We start from the raw sequence: 21,442 nt of genomic DNA, 5'->3' as shown, positions 1-21,442 counted from the left end.
AGGAGAGCCGAGGAGAGGAGAGGGCCGACCGTGGATCCGTGGAGCGTGCTGAGGCCGGGACTGGTGCTGGTGGGCACGGTGCTGGTGACGCTGGCGCTGGGGAAGGCCGCCGAGCTGCTGGTGGGGAGGATGGCGGCAGGCCGCCCGGACAACCCGCTCTGGGCACTGCTGCGGCGGTGCCGGGCGCCGTTCCTGCTCACCGTCGGCTCGATGGTGCTGCTCGCCGGCGAACGGGCCGCGGAGCTCCCGGACGGGGTGCGGGGGCCGCTGCGGCACCTGCTGGCGCTGTTCCTGATCGGGGTGGCGGCGTGGCTGGTCTCCCGGGTCGCGGCGCTGCTGATCAACACCTCCTTCAACCGCTACGCGGCCGTCCGGCGGGACCCGGCGCGGGTGCGGCGGGTGCGCACCCAGGCGGGCATGCTCCGCCGGGTCACCACGGTCATGGTGGTGCTGATCGCGCTGGCCTGCATGCTGACGACCTTCCCGGGCGTGCGGGCGGTGGGCACGAGCCTGCTGGCCTCGGCGGGCCTGATCGGCGTGGTCGCCGGCGTCGCGGCGCAGTCCACGCTGGCGAACCTCTTCGCCGGGCTCCAGGTGGCCTTCGGCGACATGGTGCGGATCGGCGACGTCGTGGTGGTCGAGGGCGAGTGGGGGGCGGTGGAGGAGATCACCCTCACCTACCTGGTCCTGGCCACCTGGGACCAGCGGCGGATCGTCATACCGGTGTCGTACTTCGCGGGGAGGCCGTTCGAGAACTGGTCGCGCAACGACCCCCGGATGACCGGCACGGTGATCCTCCACCTGGACCACGCCACACCGGTGGCGGAGCTGCGCGAGGAGTTCGACCGGCTGATGAAGGAGTCGCCGCTCTGGGACGGCGTGGGCTCGGCGCTCCAGGTGACCGACACCACGCCGAGCGGCATCGTGGTGCGGGCGCTGATGACCGCGCGCGACGCCGACGACGCCTTCACGCTCCGCTGCGAGGTGCGGGAGCGGCTGGTCGACTGGCTGCGCCGCACCCACCCGGAGGCGCTGCCGAGGATCGCCACCTCCCCCGCCCCGGGCCCGGCCGGCCTGCCCCGGCAGCGGCCCGGCGGCCCGGCCGGGGACGGGCACGCCTGGCCCCGGGCCGGGGAGCGGCCCGGGGACGGCGGCCGGGAGCCGGAGCACCCGCGGCAGGAGCCGGAGCACCGGCGGCGGGAGCGGGTGCTCGCCGAGGCCGGCCACGACGGGGAGCCGCCCCGCCACACCGGCTCGCCGGCCGGCTCCCCCGACGGCGTCTCCCTGGCGAAGGGCGGCGACGGGGGAACCGGGGGCGTCGGGGGCGGGGGCGGGGGCGGCGACCCGCGCGGCTGAGATCGGCACGGCGCCCGGCCCCGCGGGGCCGGGCGCCGTGCGCGCGGGACCGGTCAGGCCGCCCCGGGGCCGTCCAGCGGGCGGCTCATGGTGCGGTGCGGGATGCCCGCGTCCAGGTACTCGGGGCCGCGGGCGGTGTAGCCGAGCCGCTCGTAGAAGCCGATCGCGGAGACCTGGGCGTGCAGCTCCACCTCCCGCGCGCCGAGCTCCCGGGCGGCCTGCTCGACCTCGCGGACCAGGGCGGCACCGAGCCCGGTGCCCCGGGCGGCGGGCAGGACCGCGAGGCGGCCGAGCAGGACGGCCCCGTCCCGGCCGGCCTGCTCGCGGGCGGGCGCGCCGTGGACGACGCGGCCGGTGCCCAGGGGCTCGCCGCCGGGCCCGGTGGCGAGCAGGTGGAGGCAGAACGGGTCGAGGTCGTCCCACTCGTCCTCCTCGGCGATGCCCTGCTCGACGACGAAGACCTCGCGGCGCACGCGGTGCACGAGCTCCATGTCGGCGGGGCCGTCGGCGGTGCGGACGCGGACGCCGTCGGGGCGGACGCACTCGGAGGGCCGGGCGGCGGGGGCGCCGGCGGTGCGGAGGGGTGCGTCCACTCAGCTCTCCGCGGAGATGACGTCGAGGGCCCTGGCCAGGTCCTCGGGGTACTCGCTGGCGAACTCGGCCCACTGGCCGTCCGAGGGGTGCTCGAAGCCGAGGTGGACCGCGTGCAGCCACTGCCGGGTGAGGCCGAGCCGCTTGGCGAGGACGGGGTCGGCGCCGTACGTGAGGTCGCCGGCGCAGGGGTGGCGGAGCGCGGCCATGTGCACCCGGATCTGGTGGGTGCGCCCGGTCTCCAGCTTGATGTCGAGCAGGGAGGCCGCGCGGAAGGCCTCGATGAGGTCGTAGTGGGTGACCGACGGCTTGCCGGAGGCGACGACGGCCCACTTCCAGTCGGCGGTGGGGTGCCGGTCGATGGGGGCGTCGACGGTGCCGCGCATCGGGTCCGGGTGGCCCTGGACCAGGGCGTTGTACCGCTTGTCGACGGTGCGCTCGCGGAACTGCTGCTTGAGCAGGCTGTAGGCGAGCTCGGACTTGGCGACGACCATCAGGCCGGAGGTGCCCACGTCCAGGCGGTGCACGATGCCCTGGCGCTCGGCCGCCCCGGAGGTGGAGATGCGGTAGCCGGCGGCGGCGAGGCCGCCGATGACGGTGGGGCCGGTCCAGCCGGGGCTGGGGTGGGCGGCGACGCCGACCGGCTTGTCGACGACGACGATGTGGTCGTCGTCGTGGACGATCCGCATGCCCTCGACGGGCTCGGCGACGACCTGCACGGGGGCCGGCGGGGCCGGGATCTCAACCTCCAGCCAGGCACCGGCGGTGACCCGGTCGGACTTGCCCGCCGTCGCCCCGTCGACCCGGACCTTGCCGTCGGAGGCGAGCTCGGCGGCCTTGGTGCGGGAGAAGCCGAACATGCGGGAGAGGGCGGCGTCGAGACGCTCGCCCTCCAGGCCGTCGGGTACGGGCAGGGTGCGGATCTGCGCTGCGGTGCTCACCTGAACGAGTATGCCGGACCGCGGGGGCCCGGTTGCCCGCCCCGGGAGTCGGGACCGGACGGCGGGACGGGGGGCCCGGACCGGCAGGGCGGGCCCGCTCAGCCCTGGCGGCCCTCCTCCGCGGCGCCGGCCGGCTCCTCCGCGGCATCCCGGTCGCCCCGGTCGTCCCGGTCGCGGTGGACGGTGCCGTCGGGGTTGGAGCCGCGGAAGGAGAGCAGGACCACCAGCACGCCGCCGCAGACGATGGCCGAGTCGGCCAGGTTGAAGACGGCGAAGTGCTGCAGCGAGACGAAGTCGACGACGTGCCCGCGGAAGACGGCCGGACCGCGGAAGAGGCGGTCGGTGAGGTTGCCGAGGGCGCCGCCGAGCAGCAGGCCGAGCGCGACCGCCCAGGGCAGGCTGTGCAGCTTGCGGGCGATGCGCCAGATGACGACGATCACCGAGGCGGCGATGAGGGTGAAGACGATGGTCAGCGCCTGGCCCATGCCGAAGGCCGCACCGGGGTTGCGGATGACCTGGAAGGTGAGCACGTCGCCGATGACCCTGATGGGGGCGTGGCCCTCCAGGCCGGAGACGACGAGCAGCTTGCTGCCGAGGTCGACCAGGTAGGCGACGAGGGCGACGGCGAGGAGCACGGCGACCCGGCGGCGGCGGTGCGCCGCGCGGCCGTCCCGGTCCTCGGCGGTCCCGTCCTCCGCGGCGGCGCCGGGCCCCGGCCCGGCGGGGGCGGTGCCGTCCTGGCCTGCGCCGTCCTGCCCTGTGCCGTCCCGGCCTGCGCCGTGCCGGGTCGGACCGCCCTGGGCCGCGCCGTCCTGGGTCTGGTGGGAACCTGGCGTACTGATGATCCGCTCCGCTGCCGGGTGGGCCCCTCCCGACCGAAGGCGGGCAAGGAGGGAAGGTGGGGACCGGCCCCGGGGCCGGGGCGGCGCTGTCGAGGTCGAGGGTACGGCACCGGGCCGCCGCGGGGCGGCCCGGTCCGCACCGGCCGGGCGGGCGGGCGGGGCTAGCGGCGCTCCTGCTTCGCCTTGCACTGGACGCAGAGCGTCGCGCGGGGGAACGCCTGCAGCCTGGCCTTGCCGACGGCCTGTCCGCAGGACTCGCAGAGGCCGAAGGCGTTGGCGTGCAGCCGGGCGAGGGCGCGCTCGGTCTGGGCGAGCATGTCGCGGGCGTTGTTGGCGAGGGCCAGCTCGTGCTCGCGGGAGATGTTCTTGGTCCCCGCGTCCACCTGGTCGTCGCCGGCGCCGTCGCCGGAGTCGCGCATCATGCCGGAGATGGCGGCCTCGGAGGTGTCGATCTCCTCGCGCAGCCGGGCGGCCTCGACGGTCAGCTCGTCGCGCAGCTCGTCGACCTCGGCGGCCGTCCAGTGGTCCTCGCCGGGGCGGACGGGGAGCTGCGCCGGGTCGAGCGGCCCGGGGTCGGGCGCGGCGACGGCGGCGGCGCCGGCCGCGGCCGGCGCGTGGGTGCGGGTGGTCGCCGCGGGCCGTGCGGCGGCGGTGCCGGTCTTGCGGCGGGTGGTCACAGTCCCCTCCCCCGGGTCCGCCACGGCCCTGCGGGCCCGCCGGACGGCGGTGGTCCCGTTCTCAGCCTTGTCAGCCATGGCTACGACCCCTTCACGAATGACGGTGGCCCGGAGGTTCCCGGACCGCTCAGTGCCGGAACGATAATTCGATGCGATTCGTGCCACAACCGGACATTCCGGCAACATCAGATGTCCACCCGGGGAGTCCCTCCCCAGGTCTGACGGGTTTGTGCCCAGAACGTCACCCACTAACCGCATTCCGTGGCCGTTACCGGCCGGTCCGGGGAAAGCGGTGGCACCGGCCTATACACTGCTGCTGCGAGGCGTCGATGGGACGAGTACCTCCGCACGCAGCCAGCAGCGAACCGGGGACGGTGGGAGCCCGGGGGCGTGCGCGGCGGGAAGATCACCCCGGAGCCGCCGGAAGAACGGCCCAGGCCCCAGGCCGCGGCCCGGTAGAACCGGCAGCAAGCACAAACGAGTGGGTCGGGGAACGCGCAGGCGGCACCCGGCCAAGGAGGGTGGTACCGCGGGCCGGCGCACGCCGTCTCGTCCCTCCGTCGGAAGCCGTCACGACACGCGTCCGCCGGAGGAAGGCCCCCGCGATGACCACTGCCGAAGAGCCCCGCTACCGGGCCGTACCCGCGCAGGTCGACCTGCCCGCCCTGGAGCACGAGGTGCTCGCCTTCTGGCGGGACGAGAAGATCTTCCAGCGCAGCCTGGAGCAGTCCGAGGGCCGCCCCGAGTGGGTCTTCTACGAGGGCCCGCCGACCGCCAACGGCATGCCCGGCGCCCACCACATCGAGGCCCGCGTCTTCAAGGACGTCTTCCCCCGCTACCGCACCATGAAGGGCTACCACGTCGGCCGCAAGGCCGGCTGGGACTGCCACGGCCTGCCCGTGGAGCTCGCGGTGGAGAAGGAGCTGGGCTTCACCGGCAAGCAGGACATCGAGGCGTACGGCATCGCCGCGTTCAACGAGAAGTGCCGCGCCTCGGTGACCCGCCACACCGACGCCTTCGCCGAGCTCACCGAGCGCATGGGCTACTGGGTCGACATGGACCAGGCCTACCGCACCATGGACCCCGACTACATCGAGTCCGTGTGGTGGTCGCTCAAGCAGATCTTCGACAAGGGCCTGCTGGTGCAGGACCACCGCGTCGCCCCCTGGTGCCCGCGCTGCGGCACCGGCCTGTCCGACCACGAGCTGGCCCAGGGCTACGAGACGGTCGTCGACCCCTCGGTGTACGTCCGCTTCCCGCTCACCTCCGGCCCGCTGGCCGGCGAGGCCTCGCTGCTGGTCTGGACGACCACCCCCTGGACGCTGGTGTCCAACACCGCCGTCGCCGCCCACCCCGAGGTGACCTACGTGGTGGCCACCGACGGCAGCGAGCGGCTGGTCGTCGCGGAGCCGCTGCTGGCCAAGGTGCTCGGCGAGGGCTGGACCGCCACCGGGCAGGCCTTCACCGGCCGCGAGATGGAGCGCTGGACCTACCGGCGCCCCTTCGACCTGGTGGAGATCGAGGACGCCCACTACGTCGTCAACGACACCTACGTCACCACCGACGACGGCAGCGGCCTGGTCCACCAGTCCCCCGCCTTCGGCGAGGACGACCTCCGGGTCTGCCGCGCCTACGGCCTGCCGGTGGTCAACCCGGTCCGCCCCGACGGCACGTTCGAGGAGCAGGTCCCGCTGGTCGGCGGCGTCTTCTTCAAGAAGGCCGACGAGGCCCTGGTGGCCGACCTCCAGGCCCGCGGCCTGCTCTTCCGCCACCTGCCGTACGAGCACAGCTACCCGCACTGCTGGCGCTGCCACACCGCGCTGCTCTACTACGCGCAGCCGTCCTGGTACATCCGCACCACCGCCGTCAAGGACGCCCTGCTCCGCGAGAACGAGAACACCAACTGGTTCCCGGAGAACATCAAGCACGGCCGCTTCGGCGACTGGCTGAACAACAACGTCGACTGGGCGCTGAGCCGCAAGCGCTACTGGGGCACCCCGCTGCCGGTGTGGACCTGCGAGGAGGGCCACCTCACCTGCGTCGGCTCCCGCGCCGAACTGGGGGAGCTCGCCGGCCGCGACCTGTCGGAGCTGGACCCGCACCGCCCGTACATCGACGACGTCACCTTCGGCTGCCCCGACTGCGGCGCGACCGCGACCCGGGTGCCCGAGGTCATCGACGCCTGGTACGACTCGGGCTCCATGCCGTTCGCGCAGTGGGGCTACCCGTACCGCAACAAGGAGCTGTTCGAGAAGCGCTACCCGGCGCAGTTCATCTCCGAGGCCATCGACCAGACCCGCGGCTGGTTCTACTCGCTGATGGCCGTCGGCACCCTGGTCTTCGACCGCTCCTCGTACGAGAACGTGGTCTGCCTCGGCCACATCCTCGCCGAGGACGGCCGCAAGATGTCCAAGCACCTGGGCAACATCCTGCAGCCCATCCCGCTGATGGACCAGCACGGCGCCGACGCCGTGCGGTGGTTCATGGCGGCCGGCGGCTCGCCGTGGGCCGCCCGGCGGGTCGGCCACGGCACCATCCAGGAGGTCGTCCGCAAGACGCTCCTCACCTACTGGAACACCGTCGCCTTCCAGGCCCTGTACGCCCGCACCGCCGACTGGGCGCCCTCCGCCGCCGACCCGGCGCCCGCGGACCGGCCGCTGCTCGACCGCTGGCTGCTCTCCGAGCTCAACATCCTGGTGCGCGAGGTGGACGCGGCCCTCGACGGCTTCGACACCCAGCGGGCCGGGCGGCTGCTCTCCGCGTTCGTCGACGACCTGTCCAACTGGTACGTGCGCCGCTCCCGCCGCCGCTTCTGGCAGGGCGAGCCCGCCGCGCTCGCCACCCTGCACGAGGTGGTGGAGACCGTGACGCGGCTCATGGCGCCGCTGGTCCCGTTCATCACCGAGCGGGTCTGGCAGGACCTGGTGGCGCCCGTCACCCCGGACGCCCCCGCCTCGGTGCACCTGTCCACCTGGCCGGAGGCCGACGAGGCGCTGGTCGACGCCGACCTCTCCCGCCGCATGGCGCTGGTCCGGCGGCTGGTGGAGCTCGGCCGGGCCACCCGGGCCGACTCCGGCGTGAAGACCCGTCAGCCGCTCTCCCGGGCCCTGGTCGCCGCCCAGGGCTGGGAGGACCTGCCGGCCGAGCTGCGCGCCCAGATCGCCGAGGAGCTGAACGTCTCCGAACTGGCCTCGCTCAGCGAGGTCGGCGGCTCCCTGGTGGACACCACCGCCAAGGCCAACTTCCGGGCGCTGGGCAGGCGGTTCGGCAAGGGCGTGCAGGCCGTGGCCAAGGCCGTCGCCGCCGCCGACGCGGCCGCGCTCTCCACCGCACTGCGCACGGACGGCACCGCGACGGTCGAGGTCGACGGCGAGGCGGTCGTGCTCACCCCGGACGAGGTCGTCGTCACCGAGACCCCGCGCGAGGGCTGGGCAGTGGCCAACGAGTCAGGCGCGACCGTCGCCCTGGACCTGCACATCACGCCCGAGCTGCGCCGCACCGGCGTCGCCCGCGACGTGGTGCGCCAGGTCCAGGAGGCCCGCAAGGCCAGCGGCCTGGAGGTCGCCGACCGCATCGTGCTGCGGTGGACCGCCACCGACGCCGAGACCGCGGCCGCGCTCGCCGAGCACGCCGCCCTGGTCGCCGACGAGGTCCTGGCCGTGGACTTCGCCGAGGGCGTCGCTGACTGGGAGTCCGAGCCGTTCACGGACGAGGCGCTGGGCCTGTCCTTCCGCCTCCGCAGGGCCTGAACCGCACGGCCCCGCCGTGCGGCCCGGCCGCACGGCGGGGCCGGACAGCCTGACCGCACGTGAAGGAGCCGCCGCCCCCGGTCCGGGGGCGGCGGCTCCTTCGTGTCCGGCTCCTCGGCGTCCCGGGCCGGCCCCGGGCGTGTCCGGCGCCCGCGGACCCCGGACACGAGGACCCGGACACGAGGACCCGGACACGAGGACCCGGACACGAGGACCCGGACACGAGGGCGCCCCCGCTGCGGTGCAGCGGGGGCGCCCTCGTGTGGCTCAGATCACGGCTGACCGGACCTCAGTTGTCGTTCTCCTCGTCGATGAGGAAGCCGCGCATCGGGGTCGGGGCCTGCTGCAGCGGCTGCGGGGGCTGCGGGCGCACCGCGGCCATCGGCTGGGTCATGCCCGCCGGGGCCATCGGGGAGCCGTTGCCGCCGCCGAAGCTCGGCTGGCCGCCGTTGCCGCCGCCGAACGACGGCTGGCCGCCGAAGCTCGGCTGGCCGCCGTTGCCGCCGCCGAAGGACTGCTGGCCGCCGAAGGTCTGGCCGCCCATGCCCGACGGGGCGCCGGCCGGGGCCATCGACGCCGCCGGGGGCAGCGAGGCGGTGGCCGGGGTCCGCGGCGGGGCGAGCGAGTCGTCGGCCTGCGACTCCAGCTGGCGCAGCTGCGTCTCCAGGTACGACTTCAGGCGGGTGCGGTACTCGCGCTCGAAGGCGCGCAGGTCCTCGACCTTGCGCTCCAGCGTGGCGCGGGCGGACTCCAGGGAGCCCATGGCGACGCGGTGCTTCTCCTGCGCGTCACGCTCCAGCGCGTCGGCCTTGGACCGGGCGTCGCGCTCCAGGCCCTCGGCGCGGCTGCGGGCCTCGCCGACGATCTTGTTGGCCTCGGAGCGGGCCTCGGCGATCGCCTGGTCGGCGGTCTGCTGGGCCAGGGCGAGCACGCGGGCGGCGCTGTCGCCGCCGGGGCCCTGCTGCTGGGGCATGTGGGGCTGCGGGCCGCCGGGACCCATGGGGCCGCCCATCGGGCCGCCCATGGGGCCGCCCATCGGACCGCCGTGGCCCATCGGGCCGCCCATGGGGCCGCCCATCTGCTGCGGCATCGGCTGGCCGCCGGGGCCGGCCGGGAGCTGCGGGGGGCCGCCCATCTGCTGCTGGTGCTGCTGCTGGCCGCCCGGGGGCAGGCCGAGCTGCTGGGGGCCGCCCATCTGCTGCGGCATCTGCTGCTGGCCCGGAACGGGGGGACCCGATATGGCAGCGGGGACGGGGGCGCCAGGACGCTGCTGCTGGTCCTGCTCCTTGCGCATGTTCTGCTGGTTCTGCGCGGCGGCACGGGTCGCCGCGGCCAGCTTGGCGCGCAGGTCCTCGTTCTCGCGGAGCAGACGGGTCAGCTCTGCTTCGACCTCGTCGAGGAAGGCATCGACCTCGTCCTCGTCATAGCCTTCGCGGAGGCGGACGGTCGTGAACTGCTTGTTACGAACGTCCTCGGGGGTCAACGGCATCTCTTCACCTCAACGTGATCGTCGGCACACCGGTGTCCTGTCTCATGACAGCCACATGAACTGCGCAACGAGCGACCTCAGGACATACACAATGATCATCAATACGAAGAAGGACAGGTCGAGCGCCACGCCCCCGAGACGCAGCGGCGGAATGAACCGCCGCAGAAGCTTGAGCGGCGGATCCGTGACAGTGTACGTGGCCTCCAGGACCACAACCATGGCCTTGCCCGGGTGCCAGGACCGGGCGAACTGGAAGACCCAGTCCATCACCAGCCGGAAGAGCAGGATGACGAGGAAAGCGGTCAGTGCGTAGAAGAGCACTGCCGACACGATGCCCATCGCGCCTTCCCCTCCCTCTTCCTGTTCGTTCCGGACGTCACTTGCTGTCAGCGGATCCGCACGTGGTGTCGCGGCCGGGTCAGCTCTGGTTGAAGAACCCACCCTCGGCGATGCGCGCCTTGTCCTCCGCCGTGACATCGACGTTAGCAGGAGACAGGAGGAACACCTTCTGCGTCACCCGCTCGATGCTGCCGTGGAGGCCGAAGACGAGCCCAGCCGCGAAGTCTACGAGGCGCTTGGCGTCGGTGTCGTCCATCTCCGTGAGATTCATGATCACGGGGGTCCCGTCGCGGAAGTGCTCCCCGATGGTGCGGGCCTCGTTGTACGTTCGGGGGTGGAGCGTGGTGATGCGGTAGGGCTCTCGCTCGTTGACGACCTTGGGCATGATCACCGGGGCGCTCTTCTCCACGTGGCGGCGTTCGGGTGTGATGGACGACACCGGGGCCATCCGCACCGGCTCCTGGCGGACCGGCACCGGCCGCTCCGGCGCGGGGGCGGCGTGCGGCACCGGCTGTGCGGGCGCGGCGGCCTGCCGGGGCACCTCCTCGGCGCGCCCGGCGCGGAGCGGCTCGGGGTCAGCGTCGTAGTCGTCGTCGGGGTCGTACCCCTGGCCGTCGTAGGTCTCGTCCTCCACGAGGCCGAGGTAGACCGCCATCTTGCGCATAGCGCCGGCCATACTCCTGTCCTCCGCTCTGTGGTGGATCGGCCCGTCACCGGCCGGACCCCGCCGTCGGCGGGGCGCCCACGGTCGGGACCGCGGTCCGCCCGGGCCCGACCATGGGTCAGATCCCGTGCGCGGCCGCGGACATGCGATCCACAGGTCGCGGCCGAGAGGTGGCTGCGACCACTTTTGTCCTATTTTGTCCTGTGGTCTGATCTACTCATCGGTGACGTTACCGGAGGGGTGGCCGCGCACCGAGCACCGCCGTTCCGACGCGCACATGTGTCGCACCGGCCGCAACGGCCTCCTCGAGGTCGCCACTCATGCCCGCGGAGACCATCGTGGCACCGGGATGCACCGCCCGTACGGCGGTTGCGATTTCCGCCAGCCGCCCGAAGGCGGCCGCCGGATCGCCCGCGTAACGGCCCGCCAGGGGTGCGACGGTCATCACACCCCCCAGCCGCAGCCCGGGCGCGTCGGCGATCATGTCCGCGAGCGCCGCGACCTCCTCGGGGGCCACGCCCGCGCGCCCTCCGCCCGCCCCCGCCTCGCGGTCGAGCGCCACCTGCACCAGGCAGCCGAGGTCGGGCCGCTCCGCGCGCACGACCGCGGCGGAGAGGGCGTCGACCAGCCGCGGCCGGTCGACGGAGTGCACCCAGTCCGCGTACCGGACGACGGAGCGGGCCTTGTTGGTCTGCAGCTGTCCGACGAAGTGCCAGGTGAGCGGCAGGTCCGCGCAGGCCTCGGCCTTGGGGGCGGCGTCCTGGTCGCGGTTCTCGGCGACGTCGGACACCCCGAGCGCGCTCAGGAGCCGGGTGTCCTCGGCCGGATAGGTCTTGGTCACCACGACGAGGGAGACCTCGTCGCGGGCGCGGCCGGCGGCGGCGCACGCGGCGGCGATCCGCCGCTCGACGGCGGCGAGGTTCGCGGCGAGCTGCCGGTGGCGCTCCCGCGGGGCGGGGGCCGGTTCCTCGGGGGGCGGGGGGAGTGGCGGCCCGCCGGGGTGCGGGCCGTCGAGGTGGTCGTTCATGTCGATCGGGGGTCCAGCCAGACGTAGCCCGCGAGGCGCCCGGTGCGCTGCTCGCGGCGGTAGGAGAAGTGGTCCGCCGACTCCAGGGTGCAGACCGGGGAGCGGCGCAGGTCGGTGACGCCGGCCTCGGCGAGCTGGGCGGCGACCCCGCCCGGCACGTCCAGGGCCGGGGTGCCCCAGGAGGTGGCGGCGCGCGCGGCCGGGACCACGGCGGCGACCTCGGCGCGCAGCGCCTCGGGCACCTCGTAGCAGTGGCCGCAGACGGCGGGCCCGGCCACGGCGGTGATCCGCCCGGGTCGGGCGCCGAGCCGCACCATCGCGGCGACGGCGGCGGGGACGACCCCCGCGGCGAGGCCGGGGCGCCCGGCGTGGACGGCGGCGGCCACCCCGGCGACGGGGTCGGCCAGCAGCACCGGGGTGCAGTCGGCCGTGAGCACGGCGAGGGCGAGGCCGGGCCGGGCGGTCACCAGGGCGTCCACCCGGGGGGCCTCCCCGTCGGCCTGACGGCCGGTCGCCTCGGCGACGTCGCGGCCGTGGACCTGGTTCATCCAGACCACGTCGGCCGGGTCGAGGCCGAGGGCCCCGGCGGCGAGCGCCCGGTTGCGGCGCACGTCGGCGGGGTCGTCGCCGACGGCCCCGCCGAGGTTGAGCTCACCGTACGGAGCGGAGCTCACCCCGCCCCACCGGTCGGTGAAGGCGAAGTGAGCCCTGTCGCGGTCGATCCGCTCCCCGATCACGCGCTGCTCCCCAGTCGTGCGGCGGGCGGTGCGGCTATCGGTGCTGCCGGAGCGGTCACTTGAGGAAGTCCGGGACGTCCAGCTCCTCGGCCGGCGTCTCCACGTAGGGCCGCTGCACCGGGGGCATCTGCGGCGGGACCGGCGGCGCCACGGGGGCGGGCTCGGTGCGGGCGGCCGGCATCTCGTCGGCGGCCGGGGCCACCGAGCCGAGGCCGCCGTACGAGGGGCGCGAGGGCGCGGCCGGGCGGTCGCGGTCGCGGTCCGCCGGACCGGCCTTGACCACCGGCTCGCGGACGATGGCCGGGGGCTGCCCGCCGTCGAACCCGGCCGCGATCACCGTCACCCGGACCTCGTCGCCGAGCGCGTCGTCGATGACGGCGCCGAAGATGATGTTGGCCTCCGGATGGGCGGCCTCGCTGACCAGCTGGGCCGCCTCGTTGATCTCGAAGAGGCCGAGGTCGGAGCCGCCGGAGATGGAGAGCAGCACGCCGCGGGCACCGTCGATGGACGCCTCCAGCAGCGGGGAGGAGATCGCCATCTCGGCCGCGGCCTTGGCGCGGTCCTCGCCGCGGGCGGAGCCGATGCCCATGAGGGCCGAACCGGCGTCCGACATGACGGACTTGACGTCGGCGAAGTCGAGGTTGATCAGACCCGGGGTGGTGATGAGGTCGGTGATGCCCTGGACGCCGGAGAGCAGCACCTGGTCGGCGGAGCGGAACGCGTCCAGCACGCTGACCTGGCGGTCCGAGATGGACAGCAGCCGGTCGTTGGGGATGACGATGAGGGTGTCGACCTCCTCGCGCAGCTGCGCGATGCCGTCCTCCGCCTGGTTGGCGCGGCGGCGGCCCTCGAACGTGAAGGGGCGGGTGACCACGCCGATGGTCAGGGCGCCCAGCGAGCGGGCGATGTTGGCGACGACGGGCGCGCCGCCGGTGCCGGTGCCGCCGCCCTCGCCGGCGGTGACGAAAACCATGTCGGCCCCCTTGAGGACCTCCTCGATCTCCTCGCGGTGGTCCTCGGCGGCCTTGCGGCCGACGTCGGGGTTGGCGCCGGCGCCGAGGCCCCTGGTGAGTTCGCGGCCCACGTCGAGCTTGACGTCGGCGTCGCTCATCAGGAGGGCCTGTGCATCGGTGTTGATCGCGATGAACTCGACGCCCTTGAGCCCGACCTCGATCATCCGGTTGATGGCGTTCACGCCACCGCCGCCGATACCGACGACCTTGATGACTGCGAGGTAGTTCTGCGGTGCTGCCACGTCGAAGGCCTCTCGCCTCGGTGTACCGGGTCGGACGGCTGCGTGGTGACCGCCGTTCGACGAATGCCGATGGGTGGGGTGCCCGTTTCCGGGGCATGCGCCCCGGAATGCCGACCGCCGACCCGAACCCTAAACTTGAGGTTTAGGGTTAATGCCGTGTCCGTGTCCTTCTCAACGTCCTGGTGACACAGGACCCTAGGTCGATGCGCGGCCGTGTTCAACGAACACGCCGAGCCTCCCGCTTTTCTTTTGAGCCTATGTGATCATCCTGCGGCCCTCACAGCCGGGGTGGACCACCAAGGGTCGGGGCCGCGCGGCCGTCCCGTCAATATCCGGGAGCCGTCCGGCACACCGGCGGGGGCACCGGCCGGCACGGCGGCCGGGGAACCGCCCGAACCGGCGTCAGCCCGCCGTCGCCGGCGCCTCGGGGGCGCTGACGTCGTAGGTCCGGGCCCGGTGCCCGAGCAGCGCGGTGAGCACCTTCGCCTTGCGCGGCCCGCGCTCGCTGCTGCCCCAGCGGACCGTGCGCCCGCCGTCCAGCCGCAGCTCGATGTCGTCGTACGAGTGCACCTCGACCGCGGCGGCCTTCCCCGCCACCGCCGACGGCAGGTCCCCGGCGACCCGGACCGCGGCCGCGACCAGTTCCCGCTGCGGGATGACGGCGTCCGCGTCCCGGGCGGCCTGGTCGAGGACGAGCCGCACCACCGGCACCCCGGGCGGGGCGGCGGGCCCGGTCGCGAAGCGGACGCCCGCGGCGTCGACCTCGGTGAAGCGGCCGTCCGCCTCCGCCACGGCCGCCACCGGGCGGCGTTCGACGACCTTGATCCGCAGGGTGTGCGGCCAGCCCCGCCACACCTCCACCCGGTCCACCCGCCGCAGCCGGCCGGTGATCCGGCGGCGCACCGCGTCGGTGTCCACCCGGGCCAGCGGCCCGCCGGGGTCCACCCCGGCCGCGGCCGCGACCTGGTCCGGGGTCAGCTTCGCGGTGCCGGTGACGGCGACAGCGCGGACGTCGAGGACCGGGGAGAAGAAGACCAGCCAGACGCAGCCGCCCGCGGCCAGCGCGCCCAGGGCGCCGACCACGGCCGTGCCGCGCCGGGAGAGGCGGAGCCGGGGCGGCGGCCCCTCGGCCGCCGCCCGCTCCGTCCCCTCCGGGGGTGCGGTCTCCTCAGCCACGGTGCGTGCCGTGCCCCCGGGCCGCGCTGATGGCCTCGTACACCATGCCGACCAGCAGGTCGTCGGCGTCCCGGCGGCCGAACTCGGACGCGGCGCGGCTCATGTCCCACAGGCGCTGCGGGTCGGTGAGCACCGGCAGGACGTTGCCGAGGACCCACTCCGGGGTCAGCTCCGCGTCGTCGACCAGCAGGCCGCCGCCGGCCTTCACCACCGGCTGGGCGTTGAGCCGCTGCTCGCCGTTGCCGATCGGCAGCGGGACGAACGCGGCGGGCAGGCCCACCGCGGCGAGCTCGGCGACCGTCATGGCGCCGGCCCGGCAGAGCATCATGTCGGCCGCGGCGTAGGCGAGGTCCATGCGGTCCAGGTAGGGCACCACCCGGTACGGGGGCATCCCGGGCACGTCGGCGACCTGCGGCACCTCGTTCTTGGGGCCGACCGCGTGCAGGATCTGGACCCCGTACTGCTGGAGGCGGGGGGCGATGGCCTGCACGGTCTCGTTGAGGCGGCGGGCGCCCTGGGAGCCGCCGGTGACCAGCAGGGTGGGCAGCCGCTGGTCGAGGCCGAAGTAGTGGCGGGCCTCGGGGCGGGCCGCGTTGCGGTCCAGGGTGGCGATGGTGCGGCGCAGCGGGATGCCGACGTAGCGGGCGCCGCGCAGCTTGCTGTCGGGCGTGGAGACCGCGACGAAGTCGGTGTAGCGGGAGCCGACCTTGTTCGCCAGGCCGGGCCGGGCGTTGGCCTCGTGGACGACGATCGGCACGCCGGCCCGCTTGGCGGCGAGGTACGCGGGCATGGCCACGTAGCCGCCGAAGCCGACGACGGCGTCGGCCTTGGAGCGCTCGATGATGTCCTGGGTGGCCTTGACGGTGGCGCGCAGCCGGCCCGGGACGGTGATCAGCTCCGGGGTGGGCCTGCGCGGCAGCGGGACCGCCGGGATCAGTTCCAGGTGGTAGCCGCGCTCGGGGACCAGTCTGGTCTCCAGGCCCCGCTCCGTGCCCAGCGCCGTGATGCCGACCGTGGGGTCGTGCCGGCGGAGTGCGTCGGCGAGGGCGAGCGCGGGCTCGATGTGACCGGCGGTCCCCCCGCCGGCGAGTACGACATGCACCGAAATTCACCGCTCCCTGCGCGGCTGCTTCGCGGGCCGCGCTGTGGTTCGTCGTGGCAGCACCCGGGCCAGGACCGACCTGGACCGGGAGGTGGAGCCCCGCGCGGCCAGCGCCGCCCTGGCCCCCGGCTCGCTGCGCGCGAAGCACAGCAGCATGCCGACGGCGAACAGGGTCGGCAGCAGTGCGGACCCCCCGTAGGAGAACAGCGGGAGCGGGACGCCCGCAATGGGCAGCAGTCCCAGCACCGCACCGATGTTGATCACGGCCTGGGCCGTGATCCAGGTGGTGGCGCCTCCCGCGGCGTACCTGACGAAGGGGTCCTTCGTGCGTCCGGCCACGCGGATACCCGCATACCCTAGTGCCGCGAAGAGGGCGAGCACCGACAGCGTCCCTGCCAGGCCGAGCTCCTCCCCCGTGACGGCGAAGATGAAGTCGGTGTGCGAGGCGGGCAGCTGGCCCCACTTCTCGACGCCGGCGCCCAGCCCCGAGCCGAAGAGGCCGCCGGAGGCCAGCGCGTACAGGCCGTGGACCGCCTGCCAGCAGGGCTCGTCGGGGCCGGTGTGGGTGACGCCCACGCAGTTGATCCGGGCGAGCCGGTGCGGGGCGAGGACGATGAGTGCGGCGGACATCACCACGGCGACCCCGGCCGAGCCCGCGAAGAGCCGCAGCGGGGCCCCGGCCATCCACAGGAGGCCGAAAAGGACCGCGACCAGGATCATGGCGGTGCCCATGTCGCCGCCGGCCATGATGAGCATCAGCAGGAAGACCGCGCCGGGCACCAGCGGCACCAGCAGGTGCTTCCACTGGTCCAGCATCCGGTTGCGCTGCTTGCGGGCCAGCAGGTCGGCGCCCCACAGGACGAGGGCGAGCTTGCCGAACTCCGAGGGCTGGATCTGGAAGAGGCCGACGTTGATCCAGTTGCGGTTGCCGCCCACCTCCACGCCGATGCCGGGGATGGTGACGAGGACCATCAGCAGGACGGAGAGCAGCAGCAGCGGGTAGGCCAGCGCCCGGTGCGCCGCGACCGGCAGGCGGGCGGCGACCAGCATCAGGCCGCAGCCGAGGACGACGGCCAGCAGCTGCTTGCCGAAGTAGAAGAGCACCGGCAGGCCCTGGCGCAGGGCGGTGATCTGGGAGGCGGAGAAGACCATCACCAGGCCCAGCACCAGGATCAGCAGGCTGGAGCCGAGGAGCAGGTAGTAGGCGGTCAGGGGCCGGTCCAGGGTGCGGCGCAGCCGGGCGGAGGCCCCGCGCAGGGCCGCCGCCCGGCCGGCGGCGCGGAAGGTGGTGCTGGTGGCCGAGATCACCGGCAGGCGGCCGGAGGGGCGCTCGGCGGGCCGGGCGGCGGTGCGCCCGCGTACCTGTCCTGGCACCGCTCGCCCCTTCCCGGTCGTTCCCCTCGGCCCTGCTGCCGGGCCGTCCCGCCGCGGGACCGCCCCGCCGCCGGGCCGGGCGGCGCGCGGCCGCCCGGCCCCGGGCCTCAGCGGCCCCGGAGACCCCGCACCGCGGCGGCGAAGAGGTCGCCGCGCTCGCCGTAGTTCGTGAACATGTCCATCGAGGCGCAGGCCGGGGCCAGCAGCACGGTGTCGCCGGGCCGGGCGAGGTCCGCGGCGGCGCGGACGACGGTGTCCATGGCCTGCGCGCCAGTCTGGCCCTCGGCCGCCTCGATCACCGGCACATCCGGGGCGTGTCGCGCCAGCGCCTCCCGGATCACCGCGCGGTCGGCGCCGATGAGCACGACGGCCCGCAGCCGGGACGCCGCACCGGCCGCCAGTCCGTCGAAGGCGGCGCCCTTGGCGAGGCCGCCGGCGATCCAGACGACCGGGTCGTAGGCGGCCAGCGAGGCGGCGGCGGCGTGGGTGTTGGTGGCCTTGGAGTCGTCGACCCAGGTGACGCCGTCCACCACGGCCACCTGCGCGATGCGGTGGGCGTCGGGCCGGAAGGCCCGCAGGCCGTCGCGGACGGCGCGCGGCTCCACGCCGTAGGCGCGGGCCAGGGCGGCGGCGGCCAGGGCGTCGGCGACGTTGTGCGGGGCGGGCGGCTGGACGTCCTCGACGGAGGCCAGTTCGGCGGCGGTGCGCTGCCGGTCCGCGACGAAGGCCCGGTCGACCAGGAGGCCGTCCACGACGCCGAGCTCGGACGGGCCGGGGGCGCCGAGGGTGAAGCCGACGGCGCGGCAGCCCTCCTCGACGTCGGCGGCGCGCACCAGCTCCTCGGTGGCGGGGTCGGCCGTGTTGTACACGCAGGCGACCCGGTTGCCCTCGTAGATGCGGCCCTTGTCGGCGGCGTACGCCTCCATGGAGCCGTGCCAGTCGAGGTGGTCCGGCGCCAGGTTGAGGACGACCGCCGAGTGCGGGCGCAGTGAGGGCGCCCAGTGCAGCTGGTAGCTGGAGAGCTCGACGGCGAGCACGTCGTAGGGCTCCGCCCCCTCCGCGCCGTCCGTGCCGTCCCCGTCCGCGCCGCCGAAGCCGGTGAGGACGGCGTCGAGGACGGAGACGCCGACGTTGCCGACGGCGGCGGTGCGCCTCCCGGCCGCGGTGAGGATGCTGGCGAGCATCTGCACGGTCGTCGTCTTGCCGTTGGTCCCGGTGACGGCCAGCCAGGGTGCGGGCTCGCCGGTGGCGGGGTGCGGGCGGCGCAGGCGCCAGGCCAGCTCGACGTCGCCCCAGACGGGCACGCCGGCGGCGTCCGCGGCGGCGAAGAGCGCGCTGGAGGGCGGCCAGCCGGGCGAGGTGACGACCAGCCGGGTGCCCTCGGGCAGGGTGGCGCCGTCGCCGAGGCGGACGGCGACGCCGTCCGCCTCCAGGCCGGCGGCGCGCTCGCGCAGCGCCGGGGAGTCGCCGCCGTCGACGACGGTGACGTCGGCGCCGAGCCCGTGCAGGACGCGGGCGGCGCTGATGCCGGAGACGCCGAGGCCGGCGACGGCGACGGGCAGGCCCTTGAAGTCGGGGGTGTCCGGGGTGCCCGGGGTGTCGGGGGTGTCCGCGCCGTGCGCGGCGGCGCTGTCCGTCATCCGGTCACCCAGCCCGCGTAGAAGAGTCCGAGGCCGACGGCGACGCAGAGGCCCTGGATGATCCAGAAGCGGACCACGATGAGGACCTCGCTCCACCCCTTGAGCTCGAAGTGGTGCTGGAGCGGCGCCATGCGGAAGACGCGCCTGCCGGTCATCCGGAAGGAGCTGACCTGGATGATCACCGAGAGGGTGATCAGCACGAAGAGGCCGCCGAGCAGGGCGAGCAGCATCTCGGTGCGGGAGCAGATGGCGAGGCCGGCCAGGGCGCCGCCGAGCGCCAGGGAGCCGGTGTCGCCCATGAAGATCTTGGCGGGCGAGGTGTTCCACCACAGGAAGCCGAAGCAGGAGCCCATCAGCGCCGAGGCCACCACCGCGAGGTCGAGCGGGTCGCGGACGTCGTAGCAGTTGGCGGTGGCGGTGAGGGCGAAGGCGCAGTTCTGGCCGTGCTGCCAGACGCCGATGAAGACGTACGCGCCGAAGACCATCACCGAGGCGCCGGTGGCGAGGCCGTCGAGGCCGTCGGTGAGGTTCACGCCGTTCGACATCGCAGCGATCATGAAATACGCCCAGACGACGAACAGCACGGGCCCTATCGACCAGCCGAAGTCCTGCACGAACGACAGCTTGGTGGAGGCCGGGGTCAGGCCGCGGCTGTCCTGGAACTGCAGCGCCAGGATCGCGAAGGCGAGGCCCACCGCCGACTGGCCGACCAGCTTGGCCTTGGCCCGCAGGCCGAGCGACCGCTGCTTGATGACCTTGATGTAGTCGTCGAGGAAGCCGACGAGGCCCAGACCGGCCGTCAGGAAGAGCACCAGCAGCCCGGAGGCGGTGGGCTTCTCCATGGTGATGGCCTTGGTGGCCGCGTACGCGATCAGCGTCGCCAGGATGAAGGCGATGCCGCCCATCGTGGGGGTGCCGCGCTTGCTGTGGTGGGCGGCGGGGCCGTCGTCGCGGATCATCTGGCCGTAGCCGTGCCGGGCGAGCAGCCGGATCAGCAGCGGGGTCCCGATGAGCGTGAGGACCAGGCCGATGACGCCGGCGAAGAGGATCTGCCTCACCGGGCCGCTCCGTCCGCCGCGGCGCCGCCGTCCGCGAGCAGGGCCTCCGCGACCCGCTCCAGACCTGCCGCGCGCGATGCCTTCACCAGCACCACGTCCCCCGGCCGTACCTGATCGCGCAGCAGATCGATCGCCGCCTCAGCGTCGGACACCAGCACCGACTCCTCACCCCACGAACCCTCGTTCTTGGCACCCATGTCGAGCCATGCGGCCTCGCGGCCGCCGACCGCCACCACCTTGGTGACGTTCAGCCGGACCGCCAGGCGCCCGATGGCGTCGTGCTCCGCGAGGGAGTCCTCGCCGAGCTCCCGCATCTCGCCGAGCACCGCCCAGGTGCGCCGGCGCCCGGGCCCGGTGCCGGCCATCGACACGAGCGCCCGCAGTGCGGCCCGCACCGAGTCCGGGTTCGCGTTGTAGGCGTCGTTGACGACGGTGACACCGTCGGCCCGCTCGACGACCTCCATGCGCCAGCGGGAGAGCGCACCCGCCTCGCCCAGGGCGGCGGCGGTGTCGTCGACGGACATTCCGAACTCCCCCGCCACCGCTGCGGCGGCAAGGGCGTTCGAGACGTGGTGCTCACCGTACAGGCGCAGGGTCACGGGGGCGGAACCGGCCGGGGTGATGAGGGTGAAGGAGGGGCGGCCGGAGGCGTCCAGGCGGACGTCCTCGGCCCTGACCTGCGCCTCCGCGGACTCGCCGAAGAGGACGACGCGGGCCCGGGTGCGGGAGGCCATGGCCCGTACCAGCGGGTCGTCGGCGTTGAGCACCGCGGCGCCGTCGGCGGGCAGGGCCTCCACCAGCTCGCCCTTGGCCTCGGCGATGGCGGCCTTGCCGCCGAACTCGCCGATGTGGGCGGTGCCGACGTTGAGGACGACGCCGATCCGGGGCGGGGTCAGGCCGGTGAGGTAGGCGATGTGGCCCTTGCCGCGGGCGCCCATCTCCAGCACCAGGTGGCGGGTGGAGGCGTCGGCGCGCAGCGCGGTGAGGGGCAGGCCGATCTCGTTGTTGAAGCTGCCGGTGGGGCAGATCGTCGGGCCGACGCGCTCCAGGAGCTGGCCGATCAGGTCCTTGGTGCTGGTCTTGCCGGCCGAGCCGGTCAGGCCCACCACCGCGGTGGTCTCCCGCAGCCGGTCGACGACGGCGCGGGCGAGGCGGCCGAGCGCGTCGACGACGTCGTCGACGACGACGGCGGGGACGCCCACCGGCCGGGCGGCGAGCACGGCGGCGGCGCCGTCGGCGGCGGCCCCGGCGGCGAAGTCGTGCCCGTCCGCGTGCTCGCCGCGGACGGCGGCGAACAGCCCTCCCGGCTGCACCTGGCGGGAGTCCACGACCACCGGTCCGGTGATCCGGGCCTGCGGGTCGGGGGCGTCGTGCAGCGTCCCCCCGACGGCCGTGGCGACCTCGGCGAGGGTCAGTGCGATCACT

The 21,442-nt window shown here is 74.5% G+C and carries 18 protein-coding genes; 2 read left to right on the top strand and 16 right to left on the bottom strand.

Features of this window, described 5'->3' with window-relative positions:
• The first annotated feature begins 30 nt into the window (after positions 1-30).
• The gene (locus ACFY07_RS03520) at positions 31-1,356 is read left to right on the top strand and encodes a mechanosensitive ion channel family protein (protein WP_390867179.1); all 1,326 of its coding nucleotides are present in this window, start codon (positions 31-33) and stop codon (positions 1,354-1,356) included.
• Positions 1,357-1,409: 53 nt separating this feature from the next.
• Here the strand turns inward: ACFY07_RS03520 and ACFY07_RS03515 are convergent, their stop codons facing one another.
• The 4 genes from ACFY07_RS03515 to ACFY07_RS03500 form a co-directional block, all read right to left on the bottom strand.
• Positions 1,410-1,847, bottom strand: coding sequence for a GNAT family N-acetyltransferase (locus ACFY07_RS03515; protein WP_390867404.1), 438 nt, complete (start codon positions 1,845-1,847; stop codon positions 1,410-1,412).
• A 102-nt stretch (positions 1,848-1,949) separates the two neighbouring features.
• Positions 1,950-2,888, bottom strand: coding sequence for an RluA family pseudouridine synthase (locus ACFY07_RS03510; RefSeq protein WP_230648195.1), 939 nt, complete (start codon positions 2,886-2,888; stop codon positions 1,950-1,952).
• A gap of 98 nt (positions 2,889-2,986) precedes the next feature.
• Positions 2,987-3,733 (bottom strand): signal peptidase II, encoded by a 747-nt coding sequence (lspA, locus tag ACFY07_RS03505; RefSeq protein WP_390867403.1) that lies wholly within the window; start codon positions 3,731-3,733, stop codon positions 2,987-2,989.
• Positions 3,734-3,891: 158 nt separating this feature from the next.
• Positions 3,892-4,485, bottom strand: a complete 594-nt coding sequence (locus ACFY07_RS03500; RefSeq protein ID WP_390867178.1) for a TraR/DksA family transcriptional regulator — start codon at positions 4,483-4,485, stop codon at positions 3,892-3,894.
• A gap of 527 nt (positions 4,486-5,012) precedes the next feature.
• Here ACFY07_RS03500 and ileS point away from each other — a divergent pair.
• The gene (ileS, locus tag ACFY07_RS03495; RefSeq protein WP_390867177.1) at positions 5,013-8,156 is read left to right on the top strand and encodes an isoleucine--tRNA ligase; all 3,144 of its coding nucleotides are present in this window, start codon (positions 5,013-5,015) and stop codon (positions 8,154-8,156) included.
• A 289-nt stretch (positions 8,157-8,445) separates the two neighbouring features.
• Here the strand turns inward: ileS and ACFY07_RS03490 are convergent, their stop codons facing one another.
• From ACFY07_RS03490 to murF, 12 genes are all read right to left on the bottom strand, one after another.
• Positions 8,446-9,645 (bottom strand): DivIVA domain-containing protein, encoded by a 1,200-nt coding sequence (locus tag ACFY07_RS03490; RefSeq protein ID WP_390867176.1) that lies wholly within the window; start codon positions 9,643-9,645, stop codon positions 8,446-8,448.
• Positions 9,646-9,687: 42 nt separating this feature from the next.
• Positions 9,688-9,984, bottom strand: coding sequence for a YggT family protein (locus ACFY07_RS03485; RefSeq protein ID WP_230648198.1), 297 nt, complete (start codon positions 9,982-9,984; stop codon positions 9,688-9,690).
• A 79-nt stretch (positions 9,985-10,063) separates the two neighbouring features.
• Positions 10,064-10,660 carry a cell division protein SepF gene (locus tag ACFY07_RS03480; protein WP_390867175.1) on the bottom strand — a complete coding sequence of 199 codons (597 nt, stop codon included), beginning with the start codon at positions 10,658-10,660 and terminating at the stop codon, positions 10,064-10,066.
• 217 nt (positions 10,661-10,877) lie between these two features.
• Positions 10,878-11,675 carry a YggS family pyridoxal phosphate-dependent enzyme gene (locus tag ACFY07_RS03475; protein WP_390867174.1) on the bottom strand — a complete coding sequence of 266 codons (798 nt, stop codon included), beginning with the start codon at positions 11,673-11,675 and terminating at the stop codon, positions 10,878-10,880.
• On the bottom strand, positions 11,672-12,412 hold the full coding sequence (pgeF, locus tag ACFY07_RS03470; protein WP_390867173.1) for a peptidoglycan editing factor PgeF: 741 nt from the start codon (positions 12,410-12,412) through the stop codon (positions 11,672-11,674). Before pgeF ends, ACFY07_RS03475 begins: the two co-directional genes overlap by 4 nt.
• Positions 12,413-12,467: 55 nt before the next feature.
• A complete protein-coding gene (ftsZ, locus tag ACFY07_RS03465; protein ID WP_230648201.1) occupies positions 12,468-13,667 on the bottom strand; it encodes a cell division protein FtsZ in 1,200 nt (399 codons plus the stop codon).
• 402 nt (positions 13,668-14,069) lie between these two features.
• Positions 14,070-14,843 (bottom strand): cell division protein FtsQ/DivIB, encoded by a 774-nt coding sequence (locus tag ACFY07_RS03460; protein WP_390867172.1) that lies wholly within the window; start codon positions 14,841-14,843, stop codon positions 14,070-14,072.
• Complete coding sequence (murG, locus tag ACFY07_RS03455) at positions 14,836-15,945, bottom strand: undecaprenyldiphospho-muramoylpentapeptide beta-N-acetylglucosaminyltransferase (RefSeq protein ID WP_230648203.1); 1,110 nt, start codon at positions 15,943-15,945, stop codon at positions 14,836-14,838. The genes ACFY07_RS03460 and murG overlap by 8 nt, the downstream gene beginning before the upstream one ends.
• A gap of 6 nt (positions 15,946-15,951) precedes the next feature.
• Complete coding sequence (gene ftsW, locus ACFY07_RS03450; RefSeq protein WP_390867171.1) at positions 15,952-17,319, bottom strand: putative lipid II flippase FtsW; 1,368 nt, start codon at positions 17,317-17,319, stop codon at positions 15,952-15,954.
• A gap of 107 nt (positions 17,320-17,426) precedes the next feature.
• Positions 17,427-18,959: a UDP-N-acetylmuramoyl-L-alanine--D-glutamate ligase gene (gene murD / locus ACFY07_RS03445; protein ID WP_390867170.1), complete on the bottom strand. Its 1,533-nt coding sequence runs from the start codon at positions 18,957-18,959 to the stop codon at positions 17,427-17,429.
• The gene (gene mraY / locus ACFY07_RS03440) at positions 18,956-20,017 is read right to left on the bottom strand and encodes a phospho-N-acetylmuramoyl-pentapeptide-transferase (protein ID WP_390867169.1); all 1,062 of its coding nucleotides are present in this window, start codon (positions 20,015-20,017) and stop codon (positions 18,956-18,958) included. Before mraY ends, murD begins: the two co-directional genes overlap by 4 nt.
• Positions 20,014-21,441: a UDP-N-acetylmuramoyl-tripeptide--D-alanyl-D-alanine ligase gene (gene murF, locus ACFY07_RS03435; protein WP_390867168.1), complete on the bottom strand. Its 1,428-nt coding sequence runs from the start codon at positions 21,439-21,441 to the stop codon at positions 20,014-20,016. Before murF ends, mraY begins: the two co-directional genes overlap by 4 nt.
• Between the last annotated feature and the right edge of the window lies 1 nt (position 21,442).

Origin of the sequence: Streptomyces sp. NPDC001380 (assembly GCF_042895785.1) — a bacterium.
Classification (GTDB): Bacteria; Actinomycetota; Actinomycetes; order Streptomycetales; family Streptomycetaceae; genus Peterkaempfera.
This window is presented reverse-complemented; position numbering and strand designations above follow the sequence as displayed.

Excerpts from the sequence above, each read along its gene's own strand:
- ileS (WP_390867177.1), top strand. The coding sequence starts at position 5,013 with ATGACCACTGCCGAAGAGCCCCGCTACCGGGCCGTACCCGCGCAGGTC.
- ACFY07_RS03475 (WP_390867174.1), bottom strand. The coding sequence starts at position 11,675 with ATGAACGACCACCTCGACGGCCCGCACCCCGGCGGGCCGCCACTCCCC.
- murD (WP_390867170.1), bottom strand. The coding sequence starts at position 18,959 with ATGACGGACAGCGCCGCCGCGCACGGCGCGGACACCCCCGACACCCCG.
- ACFY07_RS03485 (WP_230648198.1), bottom strand. The coding sequence starts at position 9,984 with ATGGGCATCGTGTCGGCAGTGCTCTTCTACGCACTGACCGCTTTCCTC.
- ACFY07_RS03490 (WP_390867176.1), bottom strand. The coding sequence starts at position 9,645 with ATGCCGTTGACCCCCGAGGACGTTCGTAACAAGCAGTTCACGACCGTC.
- ACFY07_RS03515 (WP_390867404.1), bottom strand. The coding sequence starts at position 1,847 with ATGGAGCTCGTGCACCGCGTGCGCCGCGAGGTCTTCGTCGTCGAGCAG.
- ACFY07_RS03480 (WP_390867175.1), bottom strand. The coding sequence starts at position 10,660 with ATGGCCGGCGCTATGCGCAAGATGGCGGTCTACCTCGGCCTCGTGGAG.
- ACFY07_RS03500 (WP_390867178.1), bottom strand. The coding sequence starts at position 4,485 with ATGGCTGACAAGGCTGAGAACGGGACCACCGCCGTCCGGCGGGCCCGC.